The organism is Burkholderia sp. PU8-34, assembly GCF_053427725.1.
Genome location: NZ_JBSAXC010000004.1, coordinates 228,624 through 253,212, shown reverse-complemented (window position 1 = coordinate 253,212; position 24,589 = coordinate 228,624). Strand labels below are relative to the sequence as shown.

Below are 24,589 nucleotides of genomic sequence, written 5' to 3'. Positions count from 1 at the left end.
ATGGCAAGAGTGAGCGGGCACCTGGAATCCGACGTGTTGGACAAGGCAGCCGACGACGCAGTGGAATCCGCGTCGTCAAACACGATCAGGGGGGCAGTTGAGACTGCGGCAGGCGGATCGGAGTCGCGGCGGGAGCTGCCGCTACCGGAGCCATTTCCGCAGCGACTGACAGCCGTGAATGCGGCGCGAAACCCTTTGCTCGAAGCGTCGCGCGTGTTGTTGCGCGCACAGGCCGACATGCCGGAAAAGCTCGCGTCGAAAGACGCTATCGCTGCGTTGCGCAAGCTCCTCGAACAGGAGGTGCGGATTTTTCAGAAACTATGCGAGCAGGCCAATATCCGTCGCGACCACATGATCGGCGCCCGTTACTGCCTCTGTACCGCACTCGACGAGGCCGCGATGCAGACTGCGTGGGGTAAGGGCGACAACAATGGCATCGAATGGAGCACCAATGGACTTGCGACAATTTTCCATGAGGATCTCCACGGCGGCGACAAGATCTACTTGCTGATCGGCCGCTTGCTTGACGATCCGCGTGAACATCACGATCTGCTCCAGGTCATCTACCGGGTTATCAGTCTCGGTTTCGAAGGGCGCTACCGGGATGAAACGAACGGCAAGCGCAAGCACGACGCGATTCGCCAGCGGCTCTACAACGTCATTACGTCGCAACGCGAATCCGTGCCGATGACGCTGTCTCCGCACCGGCAGTCGGACGTCAAAGGGAAGCACCGGTCGTTCTACGATTTTCCGGTATGGATCACCGCGACTGTCCTGTCGCTGATCCTGCTCGGTCTATTCGGCTGGTTCAAGTACGACCTGTCGAACCGCAGCGCCAATGTGCAGAAGCAGATTGCCGACATCGCACGCATGACACCGCCGCCCGCTGAGCCGAAATTGCATCTGAAGCAATTGCTGAAGGACGAGATTGCGGCCGGCACGGTCAGCGTGAACGAGGATGCTCGCCACAGCGCCGTTACGTTCCGCGGCGATGCGATGTTCCAGCCCGGCGGCGCTTCGGTTCAGGCGTCGATGAATCCGCTGATTTCGAAGATTGCGAGCGAGATCTCCAAGGTGCCGGGCAACGTAACAGTGCTTGGTTATACCGATAACGTGCCGATCCGCAGCCGTCATTTCGCGTCGAATCAGGCGCTGTCGGAAGAGCGAGCCACCCAGGTGATGCAGAAGCTGCAGGCGGCAGGCGTTCCGGCGAATCGTCTCGAAGCCGTCGGCAAGGGCGATGCGGATCCTGTCGGCGATAACCGCACCGCACAGGGGCGCGCGCAAAACAGGCGCGCCGAGATCGTCGTCGCACGATAAGCCAGATCCGTTTCCGGAATAACACATGAAGAAGTTCAAGTTCCTGTCGTTTCTGGCCTCGCGCCAGTTTCTCGCATTCCTCGCGCTGATCGTCGTCGCACTGGTGATCTGGTTCGTCGGTCCGTTTTTCGCGTTCGGCGGACTGAAGCCGCTCGCGGGGGCCGGCATGCGCGTGCTGCTGATCGCATTGCTGCTCGCCGGGGTGCTGCTCTGGCTCGTCGGCTGGTCGACGAGCGTTGTGTTCGCCGCATTGCTTTGCTTGCTGATCTGGTATGCAGGACCATTGCTTTCGTTTGGTCATACCGCGCCGTTCGAGCCATCATCGGCTCGTTTGACCGCCATCGCGCTGGTGGTGGCCGTTCTCGTCATCTTCGGGATGTTCCGGTTGTGGCAGAAAATGCGCGAAGACGACGCGTTCCTGAAGACGATGCTGCGCTTGAATCGCAGGGAAGAGGATTCGCCTACCACTGCCCGTCTCCGGAAAGTCGAAGGGGGCGTGAAGAGCGCGCTCGCACGCCTGAAATCGATGCGTACCGGCGCGCGCGGTCCCGGCAAGCTGTTCCAGGGCAAGCGCTACCTGTACGAACTGCCTTGGTACATCACGCTCGGCTCGCAAGGGTCCGGCAAGACCAGCGTGCTGATGAACGGCGGATTGACATTCCCCGTTGCCGAGCAGATGCAGCGTGCTGCCGGGACGTCTGGCGGTGACGCCGCCGCGGTGGACTGGTGGCTGACCAATGACGCGGTGCTGATCGACACAACCGGCTACTACACGCGTCATGGCATCTCGACAGCTGGGGATGCCGACGCGAAGGTCGCGGACCCGGGCAAACCCGCAGCCAGCGTCCCGGATAGAGGGGACGCCGATACCCAGTCAGATGCGGAACGCGCCGAAGACGATGGGCAGCGGGACGCGCCGGGGCAATCGAAGGCGGCTACCGCATCGAAATCGAGTGCCGATTCTGTTCCGATTCGTCCGGATGCGCGCAACCTCCGGCAAGAGATCGATTGCGCGGAATGGCTCGGATTTCTTGGCATGCTGCGCCGAAACAGGCCCCGAGCACCGATCAACGGCGCGTTGCTGACGGTCGATCTTGTCACGCTGGCGGGTGCCGATGAACAGGCACGCGTCGCCGAGGCCGCCGCATTGCGAGCGCGGCTGGCCGAGCTGAGGCAGGAACTGGGCATCCGTTTCCCCGTTTACGTGATGGTCACGAAGATGGACGGCCTGGCGGGCTTTGCCGAGTATTTCGGGGCGCTCACGTCAGAGGGGCGGGCGCAGGCATGGGGCTTCACGTTGCCATACGGCAAGGAAACGGTCGCAAAGGAAGGGCTGCGCGCGCGTTGCCACCACGAACTCACCCAACTGGCGAAACGGCTGACAGGCTCGATCGATACGCATCTTCAAGATGAGTACGAGTTGCGCAAGCGGCGCAAGCTTGCGGCGCTGCCGGAGGAGTTTTCTGCACTCGTCGCACCGTTGCTCGATCTGATCGACCGGGTATTTCTCGATTCGCGCTATGACGATACCCAACTCCATTCGACGTTGCGCGGCGTGTATTTCACGAGCGCCCGGCAACGGGGCAGCGAGGTCGTTGCGGAGCGCCATACGGTCGTTCAACGCCTTCTGTCGACCCAGGACCACGCTTCTGTTCCACCGGTGCGTGTCGAAGGCAACCAGGGTTTCTTCCTGCACGATCTCCTGACCCGTGTCGTGTTCCCGGAAGCGCATCTGGTGAGCCCCAACCTGCGCTGGGAATACCGCTACCGGCTTTTGCGCCTTATCGGTCACACATTGGCCCTGCTGTTGTTCGTGTGGCTGGCGATGGGGCTGCGTGTGAGCTTCGGCAACAACAGCGACTATCTCGACGCGATCAGTCGCAAGGTGCAGGCGCTCACGGCTCGCGTCACCCAGCTGTATAAGGCGCCCAAGCCGGACGCCGTGCCGGACACGCTGACCGAAGCGCGCTATCTGCCGACCTTCCCGGGTCTCGATCTATCGGATCCGGATAGCACGTGGCGCTACGGTCTATATACGCCGACGGACATTGCAACCGAAAGCCGCCATGCCTACGACGCGCTCGAGGACAACCTGCTGTTGCCGCAGATTGTGCGTCGCCTGGAAGACGTCATGTCTGGCGCGATCGCGAACAAGGATCCGAAGGCCGCCTACGATGCGCTGCACGTGTACCTGATGCTGTACGACAAGGCGAAATTCAACGCCGACGACGTTAAGGCATGGGTGCTCGACGATTGGGCAAAGAACGACAGCGCCGCAATTTTCGGCGGCAGGGCGTCGATGATCGACCACGTTCAGCAGCTCTTCTCCGGCGAACGCGTCGTGCAGTCGCCGCTGATGCGCAACGACGCACTGGTGCAGCAGGCGCGCGCGTTTCTCGACGGCAGCAACGCTACCGACCGCCTTTACCAGCGCGCGAAGGCGGCGATGCTCAAGGAAGCGCCCGACGAGTTTACGCTGCTGCGCGCGGTCGGCCCGCAGGCCGGCACGGTGTTCACACGCGCGAGCGATGCGCCGCTCTCGCGCGGCGTGTCGGGGCTCTTCACGTTCGACGGTTATCGGAATCTGTTCGACAAACGGCTACCTGAATTCGTCCAGATTGCGCGCGACGACGACGCGTGGGTGATGGGACGCTCGTACTTGGGCGAGGCTCAAAAAAAAACGGCTGAGATTGTGAGCAACGCTTCCGGCACGGAGGATGCGTTGACCGACGCGGTTCGTCGCGAATACCTGATGGAATACGCGCAGCAGTGGGAAGCGTTTCTTGACGACATTCGGACTGTGAGCGGCACGAGCCTTGCATTCAATCTGCAGGTGCTGCGCAGCTTTGCGGCACCCGACTCGCCGCTCGCGCGTCTTGCCCGTGCGGCCGTGCACGAGACGACGCTTACGCAGCCGTCGGCTGCGTCGAATGGTTCACTTCTGCAGAAGGCTGCCGACCAGCTCAATCAAAAAACCGACAAGGCGCTGGGCATTCGGGCGTCGGAGCGCGTCGAGCGGGAACTTGTCGACAATCGCTTCGCAGCGTTGCGCGAGGTGGTTACAGGGAACGCTGATGCGCAGATTGATGTGCAATCGGCTGGCGCCCAAGCGGGCAATACAGGATTGGACGGCGTCACCACCCTGCTGAACGACTATTACACGGCGCTCACTGTTGCCGACAATGCGCTGTCGAACAACAGCATGCCGCCGGCGAGCGACTCGGCTGCGAAGCTCAAGATGACGGCCGACACGATGCCTGCGCCGTTCCGCGCGATATTGCTCAAGCTTGCTGCCGATGGATCGCGCGAGGTCAATCAGGGGATTGGCCAACTGCTGTCGCGTCAGATGCAGGCAGTGGTCGGCGACGTCTGTCGGCTGACGATAGAGGGGAACTATCCGTTCTCGCCCGACAGCAAGCGCGACGTCGGCATTGACGACTTCACGCGCGTATTTGCGCAAGGGGGCGTGATTGACGATTTCTTCGTGAAAACACTGGCGCCGTTTGTCGATACGTCCGCGAAGCCGTGGCGTTATCGGACGCTGCCGGGTGCAACGGAGCCCGTGCAGGGTCCGGATCTTGTGCCATTCGAGCATGCGAAGGCGATCCGCGACATTTTCTTCAACGATCCAGGTCACAAGCAGATGACGTGGAAGGCCGACATCAGGATTCCCGAACTTGCCCCGACGATCATGGGTCTCTCGCTCGACATCGACGGACAGACGACGCTCTATCAGCATGGTCCGGTTGCGCCCTTCACGGTCACATGGCCGGGGCCGCGCGGCGGCGTTCACGCGGAGATTACGGCGAGCCCGCGCATCCGGCCGGACACGTCGACGATTTCAACCGACGGCCCGTGGGCACTGATGCGACTGCTTCAGAAAGGCCGCGTGGTCGGGAGTGCCACACCCGGCCACACGCGAGTCGCGTTCAGTTTTGACGGTCGTGAAGCGGCGCTCGACATCGCGAGCGCTGGCAGTGTAGCGAATCCGTTGACGAGCGACGTGCTGAAGACGTTCCGGTGTCCGACTTCGATGTCGATGTTCAATTTGCCGGATAGCGGCCCCCCACCGGGATTGCCGCAGGGCACGTTGCCGATAAGCGCGGGAAGCGTTTCCCGCTGAATCGAGAGGGGCCGATCAAGATGAGTTTCTTAACAGCCGATCCGCAGAACCATGCCGAGGCCTTGGCGTCTCCGCCCGTCGGTGCACGGCTCAAGGCGGCAGAGCAGTCGATCAACCCGCTTCTCGAAGCGTCGCGTGTCCTGCTGCGCGCGTTGGCAGATAGGCCCGAAATTCTCGACGCCGATTCAGTTGCACGGCGACGGCGGTGGCTTGAGCATGAAATCCGGCTCTTTACTCGGATCTGTAGCGAACTCCACCTTCGATCGGAACACGTCCGGAGCGCAAGCTATTGCCTGTGCTCCGCGCTCGACGAGGCTGCCATGCAGACGAGTTGGGGAAAAGGCGAGGCAACCGGTGTCGAATGGCAAATCGATGGCTTGGCAGCCGCGATGGGGCACGATCGTCAGGGCGGCGACCGCGTTTTTCAGCTGATCGACGAGGCGATGCGCAGCCCGCGCGAGAACCTCGATTTGATCGAGTTGTATCAAAACATACTCGATCTTGGTTTTCGCGGGCGTTACCGATTTGAGCGTGAAGGTCAGAAGCGCTTGAAGGTCATTCGCGAGCGCGTACACGACGTGGTTGTGACAGGCGGGCTGTGCGTGAGTCACGTAAGCGAGTCTGCGAGATCGTCGCGACAGACGGTCGATCCGTGGGTACGTCCCGTGGCTGTACGTCGGTCACGCATCGGAGCCGTTTTCGGTCTTGCCGTTGCATTGCTGCTGGGAGCTGCAGGATATGCCTCGGTGGACCATTGGGTCCGTTCGAAAGAGGCTCAACAGGCGATGTCATTCGATTTGCTCGCTCGTGATCTGGAACAGCGGCTTCGCGACGAGGTTGCCGCAGGGAATGTCGAACTGATCCGGGATCCCGGTCGCAATGCATTGACGCTTCGCTTTGGCGGTATGTTTGTGCCCGGCGGTGAGACGGTGGCACCTTGGGGCGCTTCCGTCGTGGCGTCGGCCGGAAGGGAAATCGCAGCGATGGCCGATAGCGCGACCGTCCGGGTCGCCGGATACGCGGACAGTGCGCAGGTCAAATCAGCGCGTCAGGCTTCCAACCAGGCGCTTTCCGAAGCGCGTGCCCGACATGTTTCCCAGATTCTCGTTGCCGCTGGCGTACCCGCGCCGCGCATCAGCGTGGAAGGGCGCGGGGATGCCGAGTCGCTGGCGGACAACGGTACGGCGTCGGGAAGGGCGAGGAACCGTCGCGTCGAAGTGATCGTCTCGGATTGACGCAGAAAAACGTCGTCACGGAGGTTTTCTCGTGATCGATGTGGATCATCGTCCCGGCGGTGATCGTCGCGCGGACGATGGGAATGCTTTTTATGTGGGATAGGGCGGCACGCAGGTGATCGCGTTCGGCAACGCGGCGTGTACGAGTCGGTGCGCGCGTGGCCGTGTGCACGGCCGACTGGGCTCTTTTCCGGACGCCGACGGCCGACGCGCTCGTCGACGCACTCGACCGGTTCGACGCGCTGCCGGCCGGCACCTTCGATGCGCACGCGTGCCGCGGGCAGGCGGAGCACTTCAAGGCCGAGTTCACGCGTTTCGTGCGGGCTGGCTACGCGGTGCTGTAGAACGAGATGGCTGGCACGGCGGACGCGCGTCAGCGAGGGGCTTCATCCGCTATCCGGATCGACGCCGCCGACGCGGATTGCCTGCGCGTGTGACAGCCGTGTTGCGGCGGGCAGCCTGCGGCGCGATCATGTGCGTGTCCGGACCGGCATCGAAAAGCGCGCGCGAGACCCGCGGATTATGCGAATGATGGAAGCGTTTTCGCATCTTTCTAGTCATTCCGGAACGAATGTCGGGTAATCGTTCCAGCTCTGCGGGAAATTGGATAGTATTCCACACGGATTGACGGAAATGATCGAAGATAATTCCGTCCGAGTGGTCTATTCGCATGAGCACCGACTGCGCGACGGCGTAATCGAATGATTCGATGTTTAAAGATTCGTAACAAGACGATCTTGACGCGGGGTGTACATTCGGGAGCGGATGAAACGGGTCCGTCATCCTGGCGAGCCCGATCGAAAGATGCCGGTTCGGCATGCGGGGCGAGCCTGGCGCAGGCAGCCTGACGCGATGGCGGACGGATGTCCGCTGCATCGGCGCATCGTCCACGCGAAGCGCCGCATCGTAAGCGGAACCGCGCGGCCTGGCCGGCCGTGCATTCCGTTCGAGTTCAATGAAGCGAGACGGGATGAATTCCGGCGCGTACTTCGGAACCAGCGCGGCGCGCGACCTTGGTTGCGCCCGTGGCACGCGCTTGCATGCGTTGCCGGGCGGTGTTGCACGTCGAAGGTTCGCGAGGTGGAGAGAGTGACGGTTCGTTATGAAAATGCCAACTACCCGCGAAAAAGGCGGCGCGGCCGGGACCAACGTTGGCCAGCGCCCGCTGATCTACTGGACGCAAGCGCCGTCGATGATGCTGCGCAAGGAACTGGCGCGCCGCGACTGGAAAGTCACGATGGCCGCGCACGCAAACGAGATGCGCGACAGCATCGGCGAAACCACCTGCGGCATTCTCGACCTGAGCAGTTGCCAGGCCGATGCGATCGGCGAGATTGCGGCCGCGTGCGCGTGGATGCGCGACGTCGTATGGGTTGCGCTCGTCGATTCCGGACAGATCATGCTGCCGAGCGTGCGTGCGTTGCTGCGCGATTACTGCTTCGACTACATCACGCTGCCGGCGTCGCATCAGCGGATCGCCGACACGGTCGGTCACGCGTACGGGATGGAGCGCTTGTTCGCGCACGACCGTGAACTGCTCGACGCCGAGGAGCCCGGCATCGTCGGCACCTGCGGCCCGATGCAGCGGCTGTTCGACACGGTGCGGCGCTTTGCGCGCACCGATGCGCCGGTGTTCGTGTCCGGCGAGACGGGCACGGGCAAGGAGCTGACCGCCGTCGCTATCCATCGTCATTCCGAGCGGCGCAACGGCCCGTTCGTCGCGGTCAATTGCGGCGCGATTCCTCCACATCTGATGCAGTCCGAACTGTTCGGCTACGAGCGCGGTGCGTTCACCGGCGCGAACGCGCGCAAGATCGGCTACGTCGAGGCCGCGAACGGCGGCACGCTGCTGCTCGACGAGATCGGCGACTTGCCGCACGAGAGTCAGGCGAGCCTGCTGCGTTTCCTGCAGGAGCGCGCGATCCATCGGCTGGGCGGCAGCGATCCGGTGCCGGTCGATGTGCGGATCGTGTCCGCGACACACGTCGACCTGAGCGATGCGATGGAAGAAGGGCGGTTCCGGGCGGACCTGTTTCACCGGCTGTGCGTGATGCGCATCGATCAGCCACCGCTACGCGCGCGCGGCAAGGACATCGAGCTGCTCGCGAACCACATGCTCGAGCGCTTTCGCGGTGACGCGCGCCATCGCGTGCGCGGATTCTCGGCGGACGCCATCACCGCGCTGTACAAGCATGACTGGCCCGGCAACGTGCGCGAGCTGATCAACCGCGTGCGCCGCGCAGTCGTGATGACCGAAGGGCGGCTCATTACCGCGCACGATCTCGAACTGGAAAGCGCGCTCGATGCGGCATCGCCGTCCGTTGCATCCATTCGCAAGTCGCTCGAGCGCGAAGCGATCGAACTCGCGCTGCTGCGCACGCGCGGGCGGATCGCGGCATCCGCGCGCGAGCTCGGCGTGTCGCGCGCGACGCTCTATCGCTGGATGGAGGCGTACGGGATCGAACGGCCGCGCGGCACCGGGTCGTCGTCGGACTGATCGGCGCGCGTCAGCGGATCACGAACGCGTCCGGATAGTCGGTGGCCTGCGCGGTCTCCTGCACGCACGCCTTCGCGACGTCGAGCACGTCGCCGACCGCGGGATTGTCCTTCAGCGCGTGCTGGTGCACGAGATAGAAGTTGAACCATTGGGTCGAATCGAACGCGCGCGCGACCAGTTCGCGGTTCGCGCACAGATCGGCCGCGGTCAGCGCGTTGAGCAGGCTCACGCCGCCGGTGAGCCGGATCACCTCGCCGAGCGAACTCATGCTGACGCGCAACTCGTAGCCGAGCCGCCGCCGGTCGCTCGAATCGTCGTAGATCAGGTGGTCGGACTGGATCGGCTTGATGTATTGCTGGTCCGAGAGGTCGCCATAGGTCAGCAGCTTGCGCGCGGCGAGCCGGTTCTTGCGCGTGAGCAGCGCGACCATTTTCGCACCGAACACCGGGGTGAAGATCAGGCCTGGCTCGTGGATCTCGTACGAGACGATCGCGAGGTCGAGGCGGCCGCCTTCCACGTCTGAAATCAGCCGGCCGCTCGCGGCGACGTCGAGCGCGACGCCCGTGCCCGGATGCGCGTGCGCATACTGCTGCGCAAGCCGCGGGCCGAAACGGTGGCACAGTCCTGGCGCGCAGCCGATGCGCAGCGACGCGACGCCGCTTTCCTGCAGCAGTGAAATCTCCTCCTCGATGCGGTTCAGCCGGTCGAGCAGCTGCACGGCCTCGTCGAGCATGTAGCGTCCGGCCGGCGAGATCTGCAACCGCTGGTTCTCGCGCGCGAACAGCCGGATGCGCAGGCTCTCCTCGAGCCGCGCGAGCGCGTGGCTCACCGCCGACTGCGTAATGCCGAGCTGCACCGCGGCCTGGCGCGTAGAGCCCGCCGTTGCGATCGCGTGAAAGATCTCGATGTCGCGCAGACTGAAGTCGCTCCGCATTTTCGCTCCCGCCAATCAATTGATCAAAAAAGATCATATATTGACCGAAAAATAATTCAAAGCGAGACTGCGATCCAGTCAAACAACGTGCCGATTCATTCTGCTGCAGGCCTTCCGGCTCGCCGAGAGGTGATGAATCAAATCGGTCACATATCATACGGAGACGCTTATCAGCGCCGTTTCGCCCGCCGGCGACACGCGCTGGCCGGTCATGCCATGTTCGATTTCCAACTCGTCCTCAAGTACCTGCCGATGCTGGTCGAAGCGGCCGGCGTGACGGTGCAGCTGACGCTGCTCGCCACCGTGTTCGGCCTCGCGATCGGCCTCGGCGCCGCGCTCGGCAAGCTGTCGCGGCATCGCGTGCTGCGCGATGCGATGAGCGCCTACATCTGGCTGATCCGCTCGACGCCGCTCCTGGTGCAGCTCTTCATCATCTACTTCGGCCTGCCGCAGTTCGGCGTCGAGCTGTCGCCGTTCACGTCCGGCGTGATCGGGCTGGCGCTCAACGTCGGCGCGTACAACGCGGAGACGATCCGCGCGGGGATACTCGCGATTCCGCACGGGCAGATCGAGGCGTCGCGCTCGCTCGGCTTCGGCGCGGCGCGCACGATGCGCCTCGTCGTGCTGCCGCAGGCGCTGAAGCTGATCGTGCCGCCGCTCGGCAACAACCTGATCATCCTCACCAAGGACACGTCGCTCGTGTCGACGATCACGCTCGCGGAGCTGTTCATGCGCACGCAGCAGCTCGTCGGCGCGACCTTCAAGCCATTCGAACTCTACTTTGCCTGCGCCATGATCTATGCGTTGCTGACGACCGGAACGAGCCTGCTGCTGCGCCAGATGGAACAGCGCCTGATCCTGAAGGGAGGCCGCGCATGAACCGGCCGGAACCGCAGATCGCGCTGCGCGACATTCACAAGAATTACGGGGCGCTCGACGTGCTCAAGGGCATTTCGCTCGACGTGCACAAGGGCGAGGTGGTCGTGCTGATCGGCCCGAGCGGCTCGGGCAAGAGCACGCTGCTGCGCTGCGTGAACCACCTGGAAACGCCGACGCGCGGCGAGGTGCGCGTGCTCGGCAGCCTCGTCAACGACCCGCGCCGCGGCCACCGCGCGCAGGAGCGCTACCTGAACGCGATGCGTATGAGGGTCGGCATGGTGTTCCAGCATTTCAACCTGTTCCCGCACCTGACCGTGCTCGAGAACCTGACGCTCGCACCGATGCAGCTGCTCGGCATCGGCGCGGCGCAGGCACGCGACGAAGCGCGCGAACTGCTCGACAAGGTGGGCGTGCTCGACAAGCAGCACGTGTACCCGGGCAACCTGTCCGGCGGCCAGAAGCAGCGCGTCGCGATTGCGCGCGCGCTCGCGCTGAAGCCCGACGCGATGCTGTTCGACGAACCGACGTCGGCGCTCGACCCGGAGATGGTCGGCGGCGTGCTCGCGGTGATGGAGCGGCTCGCGAAGGCCGGCATGACGATGATGATCGTCACGCACGAGATGCGCTTCGCGGAGCGCGTCGCGGACCGCGTCGTGTTCATGGCGGACGGCCACGTGGTCGAAGCGGGCCGGCCGTCGGACATCTTCCACCAGCCGTCGCACGAGCGCACGCAGGCGTTTCTCGCCGACATCCGCTGAGCACGGCATCGCATTCACGAAACCACCAAGCAAAGGACGCCAATGAGCGACTATCTCTTCTACCAGTCCGCCGTGCAACTGCCGACCGTCGCGCGTGCCGAGGGCATCTACGCGTGGGACACCGACGGCAAGCGCTATATCGACGCGTGCTCCGGCGCGATCGTCGCGCAGCTCGGGCACGGGCATCCGGCGATCCGCGACGCGATGCTCGCGCAGCTCGACAAGGTCGCGTTCGCGTATCGCACGCAATTCGAGAACCAGCCCGCGCTCGATCTTGCCGAGAAGCTGATCGGCCTCGTCGGCGGGCGCTTCGACCGCGTGTTCTTCTCGAGCGGCGGTTCGGAGTCGGTCGAGTCGGCGCTGAAGCTCGCGCGCCAGTATTGGGTCTGTAAAGGCGAGCCGCAGCGCAGCGTGTTCATCGCACGCAAGCCGTCGTATCACGGCTCGACGATGGGCGCGCTCGCGATGACGAGCTACACGCCGCTCACGCAGCCGTTCCAGCCGATGTTCCAGCTCTACCCGAAGCTCGCGTCGCCGACGCAATACCGCGTGCCGGAAGGCAAGAGCGCCGAGCAGCATGCGCTCGATTGCGCGGACGAACTCGATGCCGCGATCCGCGAAGCCGGCGCGCACAACGTCGCCGCATTCATCGCGGAGCCGATCGGCGGCGCGAGCACGGGGGCGGAAGTGCCGCACGACGCGTACTTCGCGCGCATTCGCGAGATCTGCTCGCGGCACGGCATCCTGCTGATCCTCGACGAAGTGATGACGGGTGTCGGCCGCACGGGGCGCTGGTTCGGCTTTCAGCACTGGAACGTCGAAGCCGACATCCTGTGCCTCGCGAAGGGGCTCGGCGCCGGCTACTACCCGACGTCCGCGATCGTCACGCGCGCCGAACTGACCGATCCGATCCTGGCAGCGGGCGGATTCCAGCACGGCTATACGTATGCGGGAAATCCGCTCGCGAGCGCGACGGCGCTCGCGGTGATCGACGTGATCGAGCGCGATGGGCTGGTCGACAATGCGGCGTCCACGGGCGCCTACCTGCGCAGCCAGCTCGAGCAGCTCGCCGCGCGGCACGACTTCATCGGCGACGTGCGCGGCCGCGGTTTCCTGCTGGCGATCGAGTATGTCGCCGACCGTGCGTCGAAGACGCCGTTCGCCCCGTCGCTGAAGTTCGGCGATCAGGTGACGCGCGTGGCGCGCGAGCACGGCGTGATCATCTATCCGCGCAAGTCGCTGATGGGCGAGACGGGCGACCACACGCTGATCGCGCCGCCGCTGATTACCACGCGCGCGCAGTGCGACGAAATCGTCGGGCGGCTCGACGAAGCGTTCCGCGCGGTCGCGCGTTGAGGCGGGCGGCGATGAGCAAGCTCATGCAACTGGCCGACGCGATCGCGCCGATTCCCGACGGCGCGTCGATCATGGTCGGCGGCTTCGGGTCGCCGGGCACGCCGTTTTCGCTGCTCGCGGAACTGAAACGCCAGCGCAAGCGCGGCCTGACGATCATCAAAAACGACGCGAACCAGGACGGCTACGGCGTATCGCGGCTGATCGAAGCGGGTGTCGTGAGCCGGCTGCTGACCACCCATCTCGGGCTGAGCGGCCCCGCGCGGCGCGCGCATCTGGCCGGCACGCTGCAGGTCGAATTCTTTTCGCAGGGGCTGTTCGCGGAGCGGATCCGCTGTGCGGGCGTCGGGCTGCCCGGCGTCGTCACCGATATCGAGCTGCCGCCCGAACTGGGCGCGACGCGCGAGACGATCACGGTCGGCGGACGCACGCTGTTCTTCGAACCGGCGCTGCGCGCGGACTTCGCGCTGCTGTGCGCGGAACGCGCCGATGCGTACGGCAACCTCAGCTATCGCGGCGCCGCGCGCAACTTCTCGCCGCTGATGGCGATGGCGGCCGACCGCGTGCTGGTCGAAACGCGCGCGATCGACGACGCGCCGCTCGCGCCCGACACCGTGCATACGCCGGGCATCCACGTGCACGGCCTGATCCAGATTGACGGAGACCTCGATGAATACCGGCCCATCCTGCGCTGACCCGCGCCACGTGATCGCGCGGCGCGCCGCACGCGAAGTCGCGCGCGGCCAGCTGATCAACCTCGGCATCGGCCTGCCGACGCTGATTCCGTCGTATCTCGACGATCCGTCGGCCGCGTGGATCCACTCGGAGAACGGCATCGTCGGCGTCGGTGCGCTCGCGCACCCGGACGATCTCGACAGCCAGCTGATCGATGCGGGCGGCGGCTACGTGTCGGTCGTGCCGGGCGGCGCGATCGTCGACAGCGCCGCGTCGTTCGGGATGATCCGGCGCGGGCTGGTCGACATCACGTTTCTCGGCGCGCTGCAGGTGTCCGCGCACGGGGACCTCGCGAACTGGCTCGTGCCCGGCAGTCTCGTCGCCGGCATCGGCGGCGGCGCGGAACTCGCGCAGAAGGCGCGCCGCGTGATCGTGACGATGCCGCACGTCGACAAGAACGGACGGCCGAAGATCGTCGCGCGCTGCACGCTGCCGCTCACCGCGCGGCGGCGGGTCGCGACGATCATCACCGAGCATGCGGTGTTCGCGTGCGGCGACGACGGGCTGCGGCTCGTCGAACGGCTTGGTGCGCTGAGCGTCGCGGAATTGCGCACCGTCACCGAAGCCGACTTCACCGTCGACGAGGGGGCTGCATGACGCATCGTCAACAGCACGCATGGATCGTCGGCTACGCGCGCACGCCGATTGGCCGCGCGTTTCGCGGCGCATTCAACGACACGACTGCGCCGACGCTCGCGGCGTTCTCACTGCAGGCGGCGGTGACGCGCAGCGGCATCGATCCCGGACGCATCGACGACGTGATCCTCGGGTGCGCGCTGCCGGAAGGCACGCAGTACTACACCGTCGGGCGGCTCGCCGCGCTGGCGGCCGGCCTGCCGGTGACGACGCCGGGCATGACCGTCGACCGGCAATGCGCGTCGGGGCTGATGTCGATCGCGCTCGCGTCGGCGCGCATCGCCGGCGGCGATGCGGACGCGATCCTGGCCGGCGGCGTCGAGTCGATCAGCCTCGTGCAGAACGCGCACATGAATCGCTACCGTCAGCAAGATGCGCAACTGCTCGAGCGTCATCCGGACGCGTACATGCCGATGGTCGATACGGCCGACGTGGTTGCGCGCCGCTATGGCGTGTCGCGCCGCGCGCAGGACGATTACGCGGCGCTCAGCCAGCAGCGCGCCGCGCGTGCTGCAGAAGCGGGGTGGCTGCGCGACGAGATCGTCGCGGTGGACGTGCGCAAGCTCGAGCACGACAAGGCGAGCGGTACGAGTACGCCGCGTGCATTGCGTATCGCCGCCGACGAATGCGGCCGGCCGGGCACGGCCGTCGACGCACTGGCCGCGCTCGAAGCGGTGCGCGACGGCGGCACCGTGACGGCCGGCAACGCCTGCGCGCTCGCGGACGGCTCGGCGGCCTGCGCGGTGGTGTCCGACGCGATGCTGCGCACGCTCGCCGTGCCGCCGCTCGGGCGCATGGTCGCGTGCACGGTCGCGGGCTGCCGGCCCGACGAGATGGGGATCGGGCCGGTGCCGGCCGTGCGCCGGCTGCTCGAACGCACGGGGCTGTCGGTCGCGGACATCGGCCTGTGGGAACTCAACGAGGCGTTCGCGTCGCAGGTCGTGCACTGCGTGGACGCGCTCGGGCTGTCGTACGAGACGGTCAACGTGAACGGCGGCAGCATCGCGCTCGGCCATCCGTACGGAATGACCGGCACGCGCATGGTCGGCCATGCGCTGCTCGAAGGAGCGCGCCGCGGCGTCAGGCACGTCGTCGTGACGATGTGCATCGGCGGCGGGCAGGGCGCGGCGGCATTGTTCGAGGTGGCTTGTCCGTAACGCGCGAGCGATGCGCTCATGCCGAACGCATCGCATCGTGCCATTTTCAAAAACGACTCTGGAGACACAACATGACTTTCCTGCAACGGCTGACGACCGCGTTTTGCGCGGCGCTGATCGGTACCGCGAGCATCGCGGCCCATGCCGACGATCTCGACAAGGTCAAGCAGACCGGCAACCTGACGTTCGCGCTGACGGGCAAGTATCCGCCGTTCAGCTTCATCGACGAATCCGGCAAGCTGAACGGCTTCGACGTCGATATCGGCAACCGGATCGCGGGCCGGATTGGTGCGAAGCCGGTGCCGGTGATGACGGCCTGGGACGGCATCGTCGGCGGGTTGCTGGCCGGCAAGTACGACGCGATCATCGGCAGCCTCGCGATCACCGACGAGCGGCTGAAGGCGGTGGACTTCTCGCAGACCTACTACCGGTCGGGCGCGCAGCTGTTCGTGCCGAAAGGCAGCAGCGTGCAGAACATCGAGCAGCTGAAGGGCAAGGTGGTCGGCGTTACGCTCGGCGAAACCTACGAGGCGTGGCTGCGCAAGAACCGGCCCGACGTGCAGGTGAAGACGTACAAGGGGCTGCCCGACATCCTGATCGACCTGCAGAATCGCCGGATCGAAGGGTTCGTGACGGACCGCATCGCGGGCATCCTGACGATCCGCGAGAAGAACATCGACGCGAAGCCCGCCGGGCCGCTGCTGTATCCGGAGAAGATGGGCATCGCGGTGCGCAAGGACAGCCCGAAGCTGCGCGACGCGATCAACGCGGCGCTCGACACGCTGTTCAAGGACGGCGAGTACGGCGCGATCAGCAAGAAGTGGCTGGGCGAGGACGTGCGCTGATTGCGCGCGTGGGGCGGCGCGGCGGCAGGGAGGTACGGGCGCCGCATCGTGGCTGCCGGTCGAGGTCGTGTTTCGGCCAGCACGGTACGCGCCGGTGGCGGATTCTACCGGCGTCGTCAAACGACAGCGCCCGCTACGCAGTCCGTATCGACATGCGCACGACGACGGATCGTCACGGGCTGCGCGCGTTCAGCCCGAAACCTGCGCGGCGCCGCTGACCTGCGGCGCGACGGTCGCGTCCTTCGGCTGCATGCCGGGCGCGGCAGGGGCGGCGGTCGCGTCCGGCGTGTCGTGCGCGGCGGGCATGCTGGAAGGTGCGACGGCGTGCTGGATCGTCGGCACGACCATCGTCGGAAAGATGGCCGCCAGCGCGACCCAGATGATGACGCCGAAAACCATGGCTGTCTCCCGAGTGTCGACAGAGCGCGCGCGCACGCCGGCGCACGGCGTGCGCGCGCGGCCTGTCACCACTCTACGGCGCACCTTTGTGCAGGGGATTGATCGATCTCAAGTGCGCAGCGTCGAGCCATTGCACGCAGTGCGCCCGTGCGTTCACGATAGTCGTCGGATTCCCGTCAAATGCATGACCTGCACTTGCCGGGCAAGCGGCGGGACGGGCAACGACCCGCACCGGGCTGGATCGGAGCACGCGATGGCATGGGACGATGAGGACGAACGCGAGCTGCGTCATGTCGAGGCGATGATCGACGAACTGTCGCGCGTCGACGCACGTGAATACGCAGGCTCGACGACGATGGTGCTGCGGCCCGCGTACTGGCGTGCGCGGCTCGAGGCGATTGGCGGCCGGATGCGTGCGGGCGGCCGCGCGGCGACCGTCGCGCAGGCGTTGATCGCGCGTCTCGACGAGCTCGAACAGCGCCACGGGCACGACGGCGACGAGACAGAGCGCAAACGTTAGCGGACCGAACGAAGCGATCGCCACGCGCATGCGGCGCGCATTGGTCATATCGAATGCAGTATGCGGCACGCGCTGCGCATGTGCGCCGTATCTGCCTAACAAGCACATCGCTCGCCAGCCAGGAGGTGTGGAAAGCCCGCATTTTTTTGCGTGACGCATTCACGTCACACTGCATGGCACGGTTTGCGCCGTCACTTTCGTGCCAGAAGGCGAGGCGCGCCATTCGTTACGAGGAGCTCACTGCGATGCTGACCCCGCACGAATTGTCCACGCTGCTGCTGGTTGCCGATGCGCCGCAGCATGTCGATCGTTCCAGTCCCGATTTCGATGCGCTTGTCGCGCATGCGTATGTCGAACTCGTGTCCGGTGCGCCGGGCGAAGGGCCGCGCCCGGCGCTGACGCCACAGGGATGCGGCCTGCTTGCGTGCATCGGCGTCGATACGTCCCGTCATGCATCGACGGGCGCGCAGGGCGCAAGCCGCGAAGTGCGCCGGCTTGCCGCGCGCAGCGCGGCAAGCGCATGCGAAACGATTTCGCGTCGGTCCCCGCTTTTCGCGAGCACGTTCCGCGGCGCCTGATGCCGGTCGACCCGCTGGGCAACGCGCCGGTCAACACACGTCTGCACATTGGGTTTATGCTGCGTCGATGCGTCCGGCGTGTTGTCTGACCGGGCGTCGGACCGGCCGTGCGGCGCGTGTCTCGCGCGCGTTTCCCGCGCGCCGGGCCATGCCGCATGCCGTGGCTGTCTGCGGCTTGCGGGACCCCTGGGAAGGAGGCACGACAATGGCGCTGGACGAACAACAATGGCAGACGCTGCATCGCAAGCTGAGCGAGCACGAGCAGACGTTGCGCGCGGAGATCCGCGCGAGCGAGCATCAGCGCGCGTCGGAGTCGTATGCGGACCTGGCCGGTGCGGCGCCGGATGAAGGCGACGAGGCGAACGCCGATCTGTTCGTCGACGTCGATCACGCGCTGATCGGCATGAGGCTCGCGGAACTGCGCGCGGTCGCGCGTGCAATGCAGCGAATGCGCGACGGGACCTACGGCGACTGCGCGGACTGCGACGCACCTGTCGGCTATGAACGCCTGATGGCGCGGCCGACGGCCGAGCGGTGCGCGCATTGCCAGCAGATCTACGAACGGCGTTACGCGACCGGCACGCGCCCGTCGCTCTGACGCCGCGCACGATTCGCGAACCGTAGCGAACCGCCGACAGCGGGGCACGCAATGCGGGAAGTCGATTATCTGTTGATCGGCGGCGGAGTCGCGTGCGCGACCGCCGCGCTGACGCTGCGCCGCGAGGATGATGCGGCCACCATCGCGATGCTGTGCGGCGAAGCCGAGTTGCCGTACCGCCGGCCACCCCTCACGAAGCTGCCGGACCTCGCGGGCAGCGTGGGAGATCGGCACGCGAATCTCGCGCTGCACGACGCGGCGTTCTACGCGCAGCAGCGCATCGACCTGCTGCTCGGCGCACGCGCGACGCATGTCGACCGGCAGGCGCGCGTCGTCCGGACCGACGCGCACGGCGATTTCCACTACCGCGAGCTGCTGATCGCGACCGGCACGTCGCCACGCATGCCGCCCGTGCCGGGCATCGATCTCGCGGGTGTGCTGTGCCTGCACACGCTCGCCGACATGCGCGCGTTGCAGGCGGCAACGGCGCGGGCCAACCGTGTCGTGATCATCGGCGCGGGCTTCATCGGCATCGAGCTTGCGGCGACCTTGCAGGCGCGCGGCGTGCAGGTGACGCTGCTCGAGCTCGAGCGGAGCGTGTTCCCGATGCTGCAGTCCGACGTGCTGTCGCAATTCTTCGCGCGCTGCTGTGCCGAACGCGGGATCGCAGTCCGCACGAACTGCGACGTGCGTGCGCTGCTGGGCGACGGCAACGTCGAGGCGGTCGAGACGAGCGACGGCGACACGCTGCCGTGCGACGTGGCGATCGTCGCCGTCGGCGTGACGCCGAACTGCGCGTTCCTGGCCGGCAGCGGCCTGCCGATCGGCGATGGCATCGAGGTCGATGCGTTCCTGCGCACGGCGGATCCGCATATCTATGCGGCGGGCGACGTCGCGAACTTCCACGACCCGATCTTCGATGTGCGGCGCCGCATCGAGCACTGGGACAATGCGATCCGGCAGGGCAAGATCGCCGCGCGCAACATGGCGGGCCACCCGGTGCCGTACCGCGATGTGTCGATCTTCTTCGGCGACGTGTTCGGCGTGTCCTACAACTTTCTGGGCGACCAGTCCGGCGCGACCGACACGATCGAGCGCGGTACGCCCGGTGACGGTCCGTATGCGCTGCTGTACCTGAAGGATGACGTGCTGCGTGCCGCGTTCGTGATCGACCAGCCCGCTGCGAGCATCGCGTCGCTGGCCGATGCGATTGCGCTGCGGCTCGACCTGAAGGCGGAGCGCGGGCGCTTGCACGACGCCCGCTTTCCGCTCGATCGACTGCCTGTACAGACGGTGCTGATCCTGCAGGGCGGCGGTGCGCTCGGCGCGTTCGAATGCGGCGTCGCCCACGCGCTCGACGAGCACGGGATCCGGCCGGACATCGTGTCCGCTGTGTCGATCGGCGCGTTCAACGGCGCGATCATCGCGAGCCATCCGAAGGAACCGTCGCGTGCGCTCGATGCCTTCTGGCGCGAACTCGCGATTCCGCTGCCGGCAGCCGGCGGTCCGCAATGGCAGCAACTGATGGTGTCGGCGTACGTGTTCTGGTTCGGCGTGCCCAACTTCCTGCAGCCGCGCTGGTGGAACGCGCTGAACGGCATCGACTGGCTTTATGGACGCACGACGAGCCTGTACGACCCGCATCCGATCCTCAAGCTGATCGAAAAGTACGTCGATTTTGCGTCGCTCGGCGACAGCCCGACGCGCCTCTTGATCAGCGCCGTCGACGTGAAGAGCGGCGAGCCGCGCATCTTCGACAGCTATGTCGACCGGCTGACGCCCGAGCATCTGCTCGCGAGCGGCAGCCTGCCGCCGGGGATGCCGTGGACGAAGCTCGACGGGCACGCGTATTGGGACGGCGGCATCGTCAGCAATTCGCCGCTCGACCTCGTGCTCGAGCGGTGCGGCCGGATCGGCGGGCGGATCTTCATCGTCGACCTGTTTACCGGCAACAAGCGGATGCCGGACGACCTCGTCGAGGTGATGCTGCGCCGCGAGGAGATCAGCTACATGGACCGCGTGCGCAGCGACCTGCGCTTCGAGGAGTACGCGAACGACTTCAGCGATCTCGTCGGCAACATCATGACGCACGTCGCGGAGCCGGCCGCCAGCGCGATCCGCCAGCACCCGCTGTATATCCGGCTGATGGGCAATCGCGCGCGATCCACGTCGAGCGGATCGCGCTGCATCGCACCGGGCCCGTGACGTTCGCGACCGATTACGACTTCTCCGCCACGATGATCGCCGAGCTGCAGGCGCGTGGTTATGCGGAGGGGCTGAAGGCGCTGGCGGGGGATGAGAAGGGATGATGATGCGAGCGCATGGAAGTGCGGCGATGCTATCGCGTAGTGACGTAGCGAAGTAGCGGCATAACCGGTGCGGCGATGCATTGCCGCAATGCCGGCGTCGCGCGCTGCACGCATGCTCGAAACCCGCGCTGCATCGGCCGCCGCCATATCGATCTTGCGCAACGCAGCAACGCTGTATGGCGCGATACTGAGCGTGTCGTGCCGGGCGCCGCGCGGACCGATTGCCGCGCCGTCGGCCGGCGGGCGCCGCCGCCAGCGTTCCGGCACGACCCATGCATGGGTCGCCCGCGGCGATCCGGAACCTGCACGGACTGCGCGGGCGGCGTAGGATGGGATCTGGCGCCCGGCGTTTGTCGTCAAAGCGCCGGGCCGGCAGGCGCCGTGCTGAGGCGGCGCCATCCACGTGCAACGGAGCGACGCCGATCATGTCGATCCACAATGCCGAATGTGCGGCGGTGTTCGCCGAGATCGCCGACATGCTCGAAATCCAGGGCGCCAACCCGTTTCGGGTGCGCGCGTACCGTAATGCCGCGCGCACGATTGCCGACTACGGCCGCGATATTCCCTCCATGGTCGCGAAGGGCGAGGATCTCGGCCGGATCCCGTCGATCGGCGTCGATCTCGCGTCGAAACTGCGCGAAATCGCGGCGACCGGCACCTGCGAACTGCAGCAGACGCTGCGCCGCGCGTTGCCGCCTGCGGTCGTCGAACTGCTCGATGTGCAGGGGCTTGGCGCGAAGCGCGTGAAGGCGCTGCACGACGGGCTCCACGTCGAAACGCTCGAACAGCTGAAGGCGGCGGCGAAGAGCGGACGCATCCGCGAGCTGCCCGGATTCGGCGCGAAAACCGAAGCCCATCTGCTCGAAGCGATCGACGAACGCCTGCATCATGCGCCGCAGCGCTTCCTGCTGCCGTTTGCCGAGCAGTCGCTGATACCGCTGCTCGACCGGTTGCGCGCGGTGCCGGGCGTCGGCGACGTGGTGCCGGCCGGCAGTTTCCGGCGCCGCCGCGAGACCGTCGGCGATCTCGACGTGCTCGTGACGGCGCGCGATGCGGCGGCGGTTGCCGACGCATTCGCCGGCTACGGCGAAGTCGAGCGCGTGCTGGCGAGCGGCGCGACGCGTTCGAGCGTCGTGCTCCGCAGCGGCCTGCAGGTCGATCTGCGGGTCGTCGATGCCGATGCGTTCGGTGCGGCGCTCGTCTACTTCACCGGGTCGAAGGCGCACAACATCGCGTTGCGCCGCATCGCGCAGGCGGGCGGCCTGAAGATCAACGAATACGGCGTGTTTCGCGGCGACGAACGGATTGCCGGCGCGACCGAAGCGTCGGTCTACGAAGCAATCGGCCTGCACTGGGTGCCGCCCGAATTGCGCGAGGATCATGGCGAAATCGATGCGTCGCGCGTGGGAGGCCTGCCGGCGCTCGTCGAGCGCAAGCATCTGCGCGGCGACCTGCATGCGCACACCGATGCGTCGGACGGACGCGACGGCTTGCGTGCGATGGCGGAGGCCGCCCGCGCGCGCGGGCTTGCATATCTCGCGATCACCGACCTTGCGCCACGCGACGGCCGCGCACGGGGCGTCGATAGCGGACGCCTCGCGCGGCAGATCGACGACATCGATCGCCTGAATGAATCGTTCGACGATTTCGTGCTGCTGAAGGGCGTCGAAGCGGACATCCGGGAAGACGGCAGTCTCGATTTGCCGGACGACGTGCTCGGCCGGCTCGACCTCGTCGTCGGCGCGATGCGCAACGGCTTCGACATGCCGCGCGCCGCGCAGACCGATCGCGTGCTGCGCGCAATGGATCATCCGCATTTCACGATCCTCGCGCATCCGACCGGCCGCCTGCTCGGCGAACGGGACGCGTGCGAGCTTGACCTGCCGCGCGTGATCGAGCACGCGCGGTCGCGCGGCTGCTTCCTCGAACTGGACGCGCAGCCGCAGCGGCTCGATCTGGCAGACATCTGGTGCCGCGAGGCCGCGCAGGCCGGCGTGCTGGTGGCGATCGGTTCCGACGCGCACCGCGCCGACGAGCTGGACGATCTCGATCTGGGCGTCGACCAGGCGCGGCGCGGCTGGCTCACCCGCACCGACGTGCTCAACACGCGAACGCTCGAGCAATTGCGGCCGCTGCTGGCGCGCACGATGGGCGGCGCGGGCAGCAAGCATCGCGAGCCGGCGCGGCACCGCACGAAGGAGGCGTGATGGCGGGAGCGATGTGCGATGCCGGCGACGGCATGCTGCTGACCGATCTCTACGAGCTCACGATGCTGCAGGCGTACTTCGACGCCGGGATGAACGACGTCGCGAGCTTCGAGTTCTTCGTGCGCGCGCTGCCGCCGCAGCGCAACTTCCTGATGGCGTCGGGGCTCGCGCCCGTGCTGGAGTATCTCGAGCGGGCGCGGTTCACGGACGCCGACCTCGACGATCTGACCCGGACGGGACGGTTCCGCGCGGACTTTCTCGCGTCGCTGGCCGACTGGCGCTTCACCGGGGCGGTGGAGGCGATGCCCGAAGGCACCGTCTGTTTCGCCGACGAGCCGATGCTGCGGATCACCGCGCCGTTGCGCGAGGCGCAGCTCGTCGAGAGCCGCGTGATGAACCTGCTGCATTACGCGACGCTGGTCGCGAGCAAGGCGGCGCGCGCGGTGCTGGCCGCGCCGGGGCGAGTGCTCGTCGATTTCGGCCTGCGCCGCGCGCATGGCGCGGAAGCCGGATTGCTGTCCGCGCGCGCGAGCTATCTCGCGGGCTTCTCGGGCACGGCGACGGTGCTGGCTGCGGCACGCTACGGGATGCCCGCGTTCGGCACGATGGCGCATTCGTACGTGCAGGCGCATGGCGACGAGGCGCGTGCGTTCGAGCAATTCGCGCGATCGCAGCCGGACAACGCGGTGCTGCTGATCGATACGTACGACGCGGAACGCGCCGCGCAGATCGTCGTCGAGACGGCACGCAAGCTCGCGCCGGATGGAATCGCGATCAAGGGCGTGCGGCTCGACAGCGGCGACCTCGCCGCGCATGCGCGGCGCGTACGCGACATCCTCGATCGCGGCGGGCTCACGAACGTGACGATTTTCGCGAGCGGCAATCTCGACGAATACGGGCTGCACGACCTGCTGGCGCGCGGCGCGCCGATCGACGGTTTCGGCATCGGCACGCGGATGAACACGTCGGCGGATGCGCCGTCGCTCGACTGCGCGTACAAGCTCGTCGAATATGCGGGCCTGCCGCGGCGCAAGCGTTCGGAAGGGAAGGCGACGTGGCCGGGCCGCAAGCAGGTGTTCCGGCGTTTCGACGCGCACGGACGGATCGATGCCGATTGCGTCGCGCTCGCGCGCGAAACGCACGCGGGCATCCCGCTGCTCGGGCCGGTCATGCGCGACGGCGTTCGGCTTGCGCTGCCATCGCTCGACGCAAGCCGCGCGTATGCGGCCGACCAGCTCGCGACGCTGCCCGAACGCACGCGCACGCTGACGGCGGCGGAGCCGGTCGCCGTCGAGATTTCGGCGGTGCTGGCCGCGCTGGTGAGGCGGATGGATGCGCGGCAGGCCGCGTGATGACGGCCGCTGCGGCCCCGCACCTCCGCCCGCACACCGCCCCGGCGTCAGGCCCGCCCAGTCTCAGTCTTAGCCCAGCTTCAGTCCAGTCCAGTCCAGTCCAGCCTTAGCCTCAGCCCAGCCCAGCCCAGCCCAGCCCAGCCCAGCCCAGCCC

19 protein-coding genes and 2 pseudogenes are annotated in these 24,589 nt (G+C 66.4%); 19 read left to right on the top strand and 2 right to left on the bottom strand.

What is annotated here, in order from left to right:
• From tssL to ACV22Z_RS12465, 5 genes and pseudogenes are all read left to right on the top strand, one after another.
• Nucleotides 1-1,320, top strand: a complete 1,320-nt coding sequence (tssL, locus tag ACV22Z_RS12485; RefSeq protein WP_448076609.1) for a type VI secretion system protein TssL, long form — start codon at nt 1-3, stop codon at nt 1,318-1,320.
• Nucleotides 1,321-1,345: 25 nt separating this feature from the next.
• A complete protein-coding gene (gene tssM, locus ACV22Z_RS12480; RefSeq protein WP_448076608.1) occupies nt 1,346-5,443 on the top strand; it encodes a type VI secretion system membrane subunit TssM in 4,098 nt (1,365 codons plus the stop codon).
• A gap of 20 nt (nt 5,444-5,463) precedes the next feature.
• Nucleotides 5,464-6,678 carry a type IVB secretion system protein IcmH/DotU gene (icmH, locus tag ACV22Z_RS12475; RefSeq protein WP_448076607.1) on the top strand — a complete coding sequence of 405 codons (1,215 nt, stop codon included), beginning with the start codon at nt 5,464-5,466 and terminating at the stop codon, nt 6,676-6,678.
• A 106-nt stretch (nt 6,679-6,784) separates the two neighbouring features.
• Nucleotides 6,785-7,019: pseudogene (locus ACV22Z_RS12470) on the top strand (glycosyltransferase family 4 protein); the annotation flags it as partial.
• 761 nt (nt 7,020-7,780) lie between these two features.
• Nucleotides 7,781-9,175, top strand: a complete 1,395-nt coding sequence (locus tag ACV22Z_RS12465; protein ID WP_448076606.1) for a sigma 54-interacting transcriptional regulator — start codon at nt 7,781-7,783, stop codon at nt 9,173-9,175.
• A gap of 10 nt (nt 9,176-9,185) precedes the next feature.
• Here the strand turns inward: ACV22Z_RS12465 and ACV22Z_RS12460 are convergent, their stop codons facing one another.
• Complete coding sequence (locus tag ACV22Z_RS12460) at nt 9,186-10,109, bottom strand: LysR family transcriptional regulator (protein WP_448076605.1); 924 nt, start codon at nt 10,107-10,109, stop codon at nt 9,186-9,188.
• 216 nt (nt 10,110-10,325) lie between these two features.
• Here ACV22Z_RS12460 and ACV22Z_RS12455 point away from each other — a divergent pair, with 216 nt between their 5' ends.
• The 7 genes from ACV22Z_RS12455 (at nt 10,326) to ACV22Z_RS12425 (ending at nt 16,472) form a co-directional block, all read left to right on the top strand.
• Nucleotides 10,326-10,988, top strand: coding sequence for an amino acid ABC transporter permease (locus tag ACV22Z_RS12455; protein ID WP_448076604.1), 663 nt, complete (start codon nt 10,326-10,328; stop codon nt 10,986-10,988).
• Nucleotides 10,985-11,746, top strand: coding sequence for an amino acid ABC transporter ATP-binding protein (locus ACV22Z_RS12450; protein ID WP_448076603.1), 762 nt, complete (start codon nt 10,985-10,987; stop codon nt 11,744-11,746). The genes ACV22Z_RS12455 and ACV22Z_RS12450 overlap by 4 nt, the downstream gene beginning before the upstream one ends.
• A gap of 42 nt (nt 11,747-11,788) precedes the next feature.
• Nucleotides 11,789-13,102 (top strand): aminotransferase family protein, encoded by a 1,314-nt coding sequence (locus ACV22Z_RS12445; protein ID WP_448076602.1) that lies wholly within the window; start codon nt 11,789-11,791, stop codon nt 13,100-13,102.
• An 11-nt stretch (nt 13,103-13,113) separates the two neighbouring features.
• A complete protein-coding gene (locus tag ACV22Z_RS12440) occupies nt 13,114-13,794 on the top strand; it encodes a CoA transferase subunit A (RefSeq protein WP_448076601.1) in 681 nt (226 codons plus the stop codon).
• Complete coding sequence (locus ACV22Z_RS12435) at nt 13,769-14,431, top strand: 3-oxoacid CoA-transferase subunit B (RefSeq protein ID WP_448076600.1); 663 nt, start codon at nt 13,769-13,771, stop codon at nt 14,429-14,431. Before ACV22Z_RS12440 ends, ACV22Z_RS12435 begins: the two co-directional genes overlap by 26 nt.
• Complete coding sequence (locus tag ACV22Z_RS12430) at nt 14,428-15,627, top strand: acetyl-CoA C-acyltransferase (protein WP_448076599.1); 1,200 nt, start codon at nt 14,428-14,430, stop codon at nt 15,625-15,627. The genes ACV22Z_RS12435 and ACV22Z_RS12430 overlap by 4 nt, the downstream gene beginning before the upstream one ends.
• A gap of 71 nt (nt 15,628-15,698) precedes the next feature.
• On the top strand, nt 15,699-16,472 hold the full coding sequence (locus ACV22Z_RS12425) for an ABC transporter substrate-binding protein (protein WP_448076598.1): 774 nt from the start codon (nt 15,699-15,701) through the stop codon (nt 16,470-16,472).
• A gap of 189 nt (nt 16,473-16,661) precedes the next feature.
• Here the strand turns inward: ACV22Z_RS12425 and ACV22Z_RS12420 are convergent, their stop codons facing one another.
• Entirely contained in the window at nt 16,662-16,871 is a 210-nt protein-coding gene (locus ACV22Z_RS12420) for a hypothetical protein (RefSeq protein ID WP_448076597.1), read from the bottom strand.
• A gap of 253 nt (nt 16,872-17,124) precedes the next feature.
• On the opposite strand from ACV22Z_RS12420, the gene ACV22Z_RS12415 reads away from it, so the two are divergent.
• From ACV22Z_RS12415 to ACV22Z_RS12385, 7 genes and pseudogenes are all read left to right on the top strand, one after another.
• Nucleotides 17,125-17,391 carry a hypothetical protein gene (locus tag ACV22Z_RS12415; RefSeq protein WP_448076596.1) on the top strand — a complete coding sequence of 89 codons (267 nt, stop codon included), beginning with the start codon at nt 17,125-17,127 and terminating at the stop codon, nt 17,389-17,391.
• A 53-nt stretch (nt 17,392-17,444) separates the two neighbouring features.
• Nucleotides 17,445-17,969: a hypothetical protein gene (locus tag ACV22Z_RS12410; RefSeq protein ID WP_448076595.1), complete on the top strand. Its 525-nt coding sequence runs from the start codon at nt 17,445-17,447 to the stop codon at nt 17,967-17,969.
• 205 nt (nt 17,970-18,174) lie between these two features.
• Nucleotides 18,175-18,567: a TraR/DksA family transcriptional regulator gene (locus tag ACV22Z_RS12405; protein WP_448076594.1), complete on the top strand. Its 393-nt coding sequence runs from the start codon at nt 18,175-18,177 to the stop codon at nt 18,565-18,567.
• 51 nt (nt 18,568-18,618) lie between these two features.
• Nucleotides 18,619-20,400, top strand: a pseudogene (locus ACV22Z_RS12400) (FAD-dependent oxidoreductase); the annotation flags it as partial.
• Entirely contained in the window at nt 20,391-20,876 is a 486-nt protein-coding gene (locus ACV22Z_RS12395) for a DUF3734 domain-containing protein (protein ID WP_448076882.1), read from the top strand. The pseudogene ACV22Z_RS12400 and the gene ACV22Z_RS12395, both read left to right, overlap by 10 nt.
• A 425-nt stretch (nt 20,877-21,301) precedes the next feature.
• Complete coding sequence (gene polX, locus ACV22Z_RS12390) at nt 21,302-23,083, top strand: DNA polymerase/3'-5' exonuclease PolX (RefSeq protein WP_448076593.1); 1,782 nt, start codon at nt 21,302-21,304, stop codon at nt 23,081-23,083.
• On the top strand, nt 23,083-24,435 hold the full coding sequence (locus ACV22Z_RS12385; RefSeq protein ID WP_448076592.1) for a nicotinate phosphoribosyltransferase: 1,353 nt from the start codon (nt 23,083-23,085) through the stop codon (nt 24,433-24,435). Before polX ends, ACV22Z_RS12385 begins: the two co-directional genes overlap by 1 nt.
• Nucleotides 24,436-24,589: the final 154 nt, after the last annotated feature.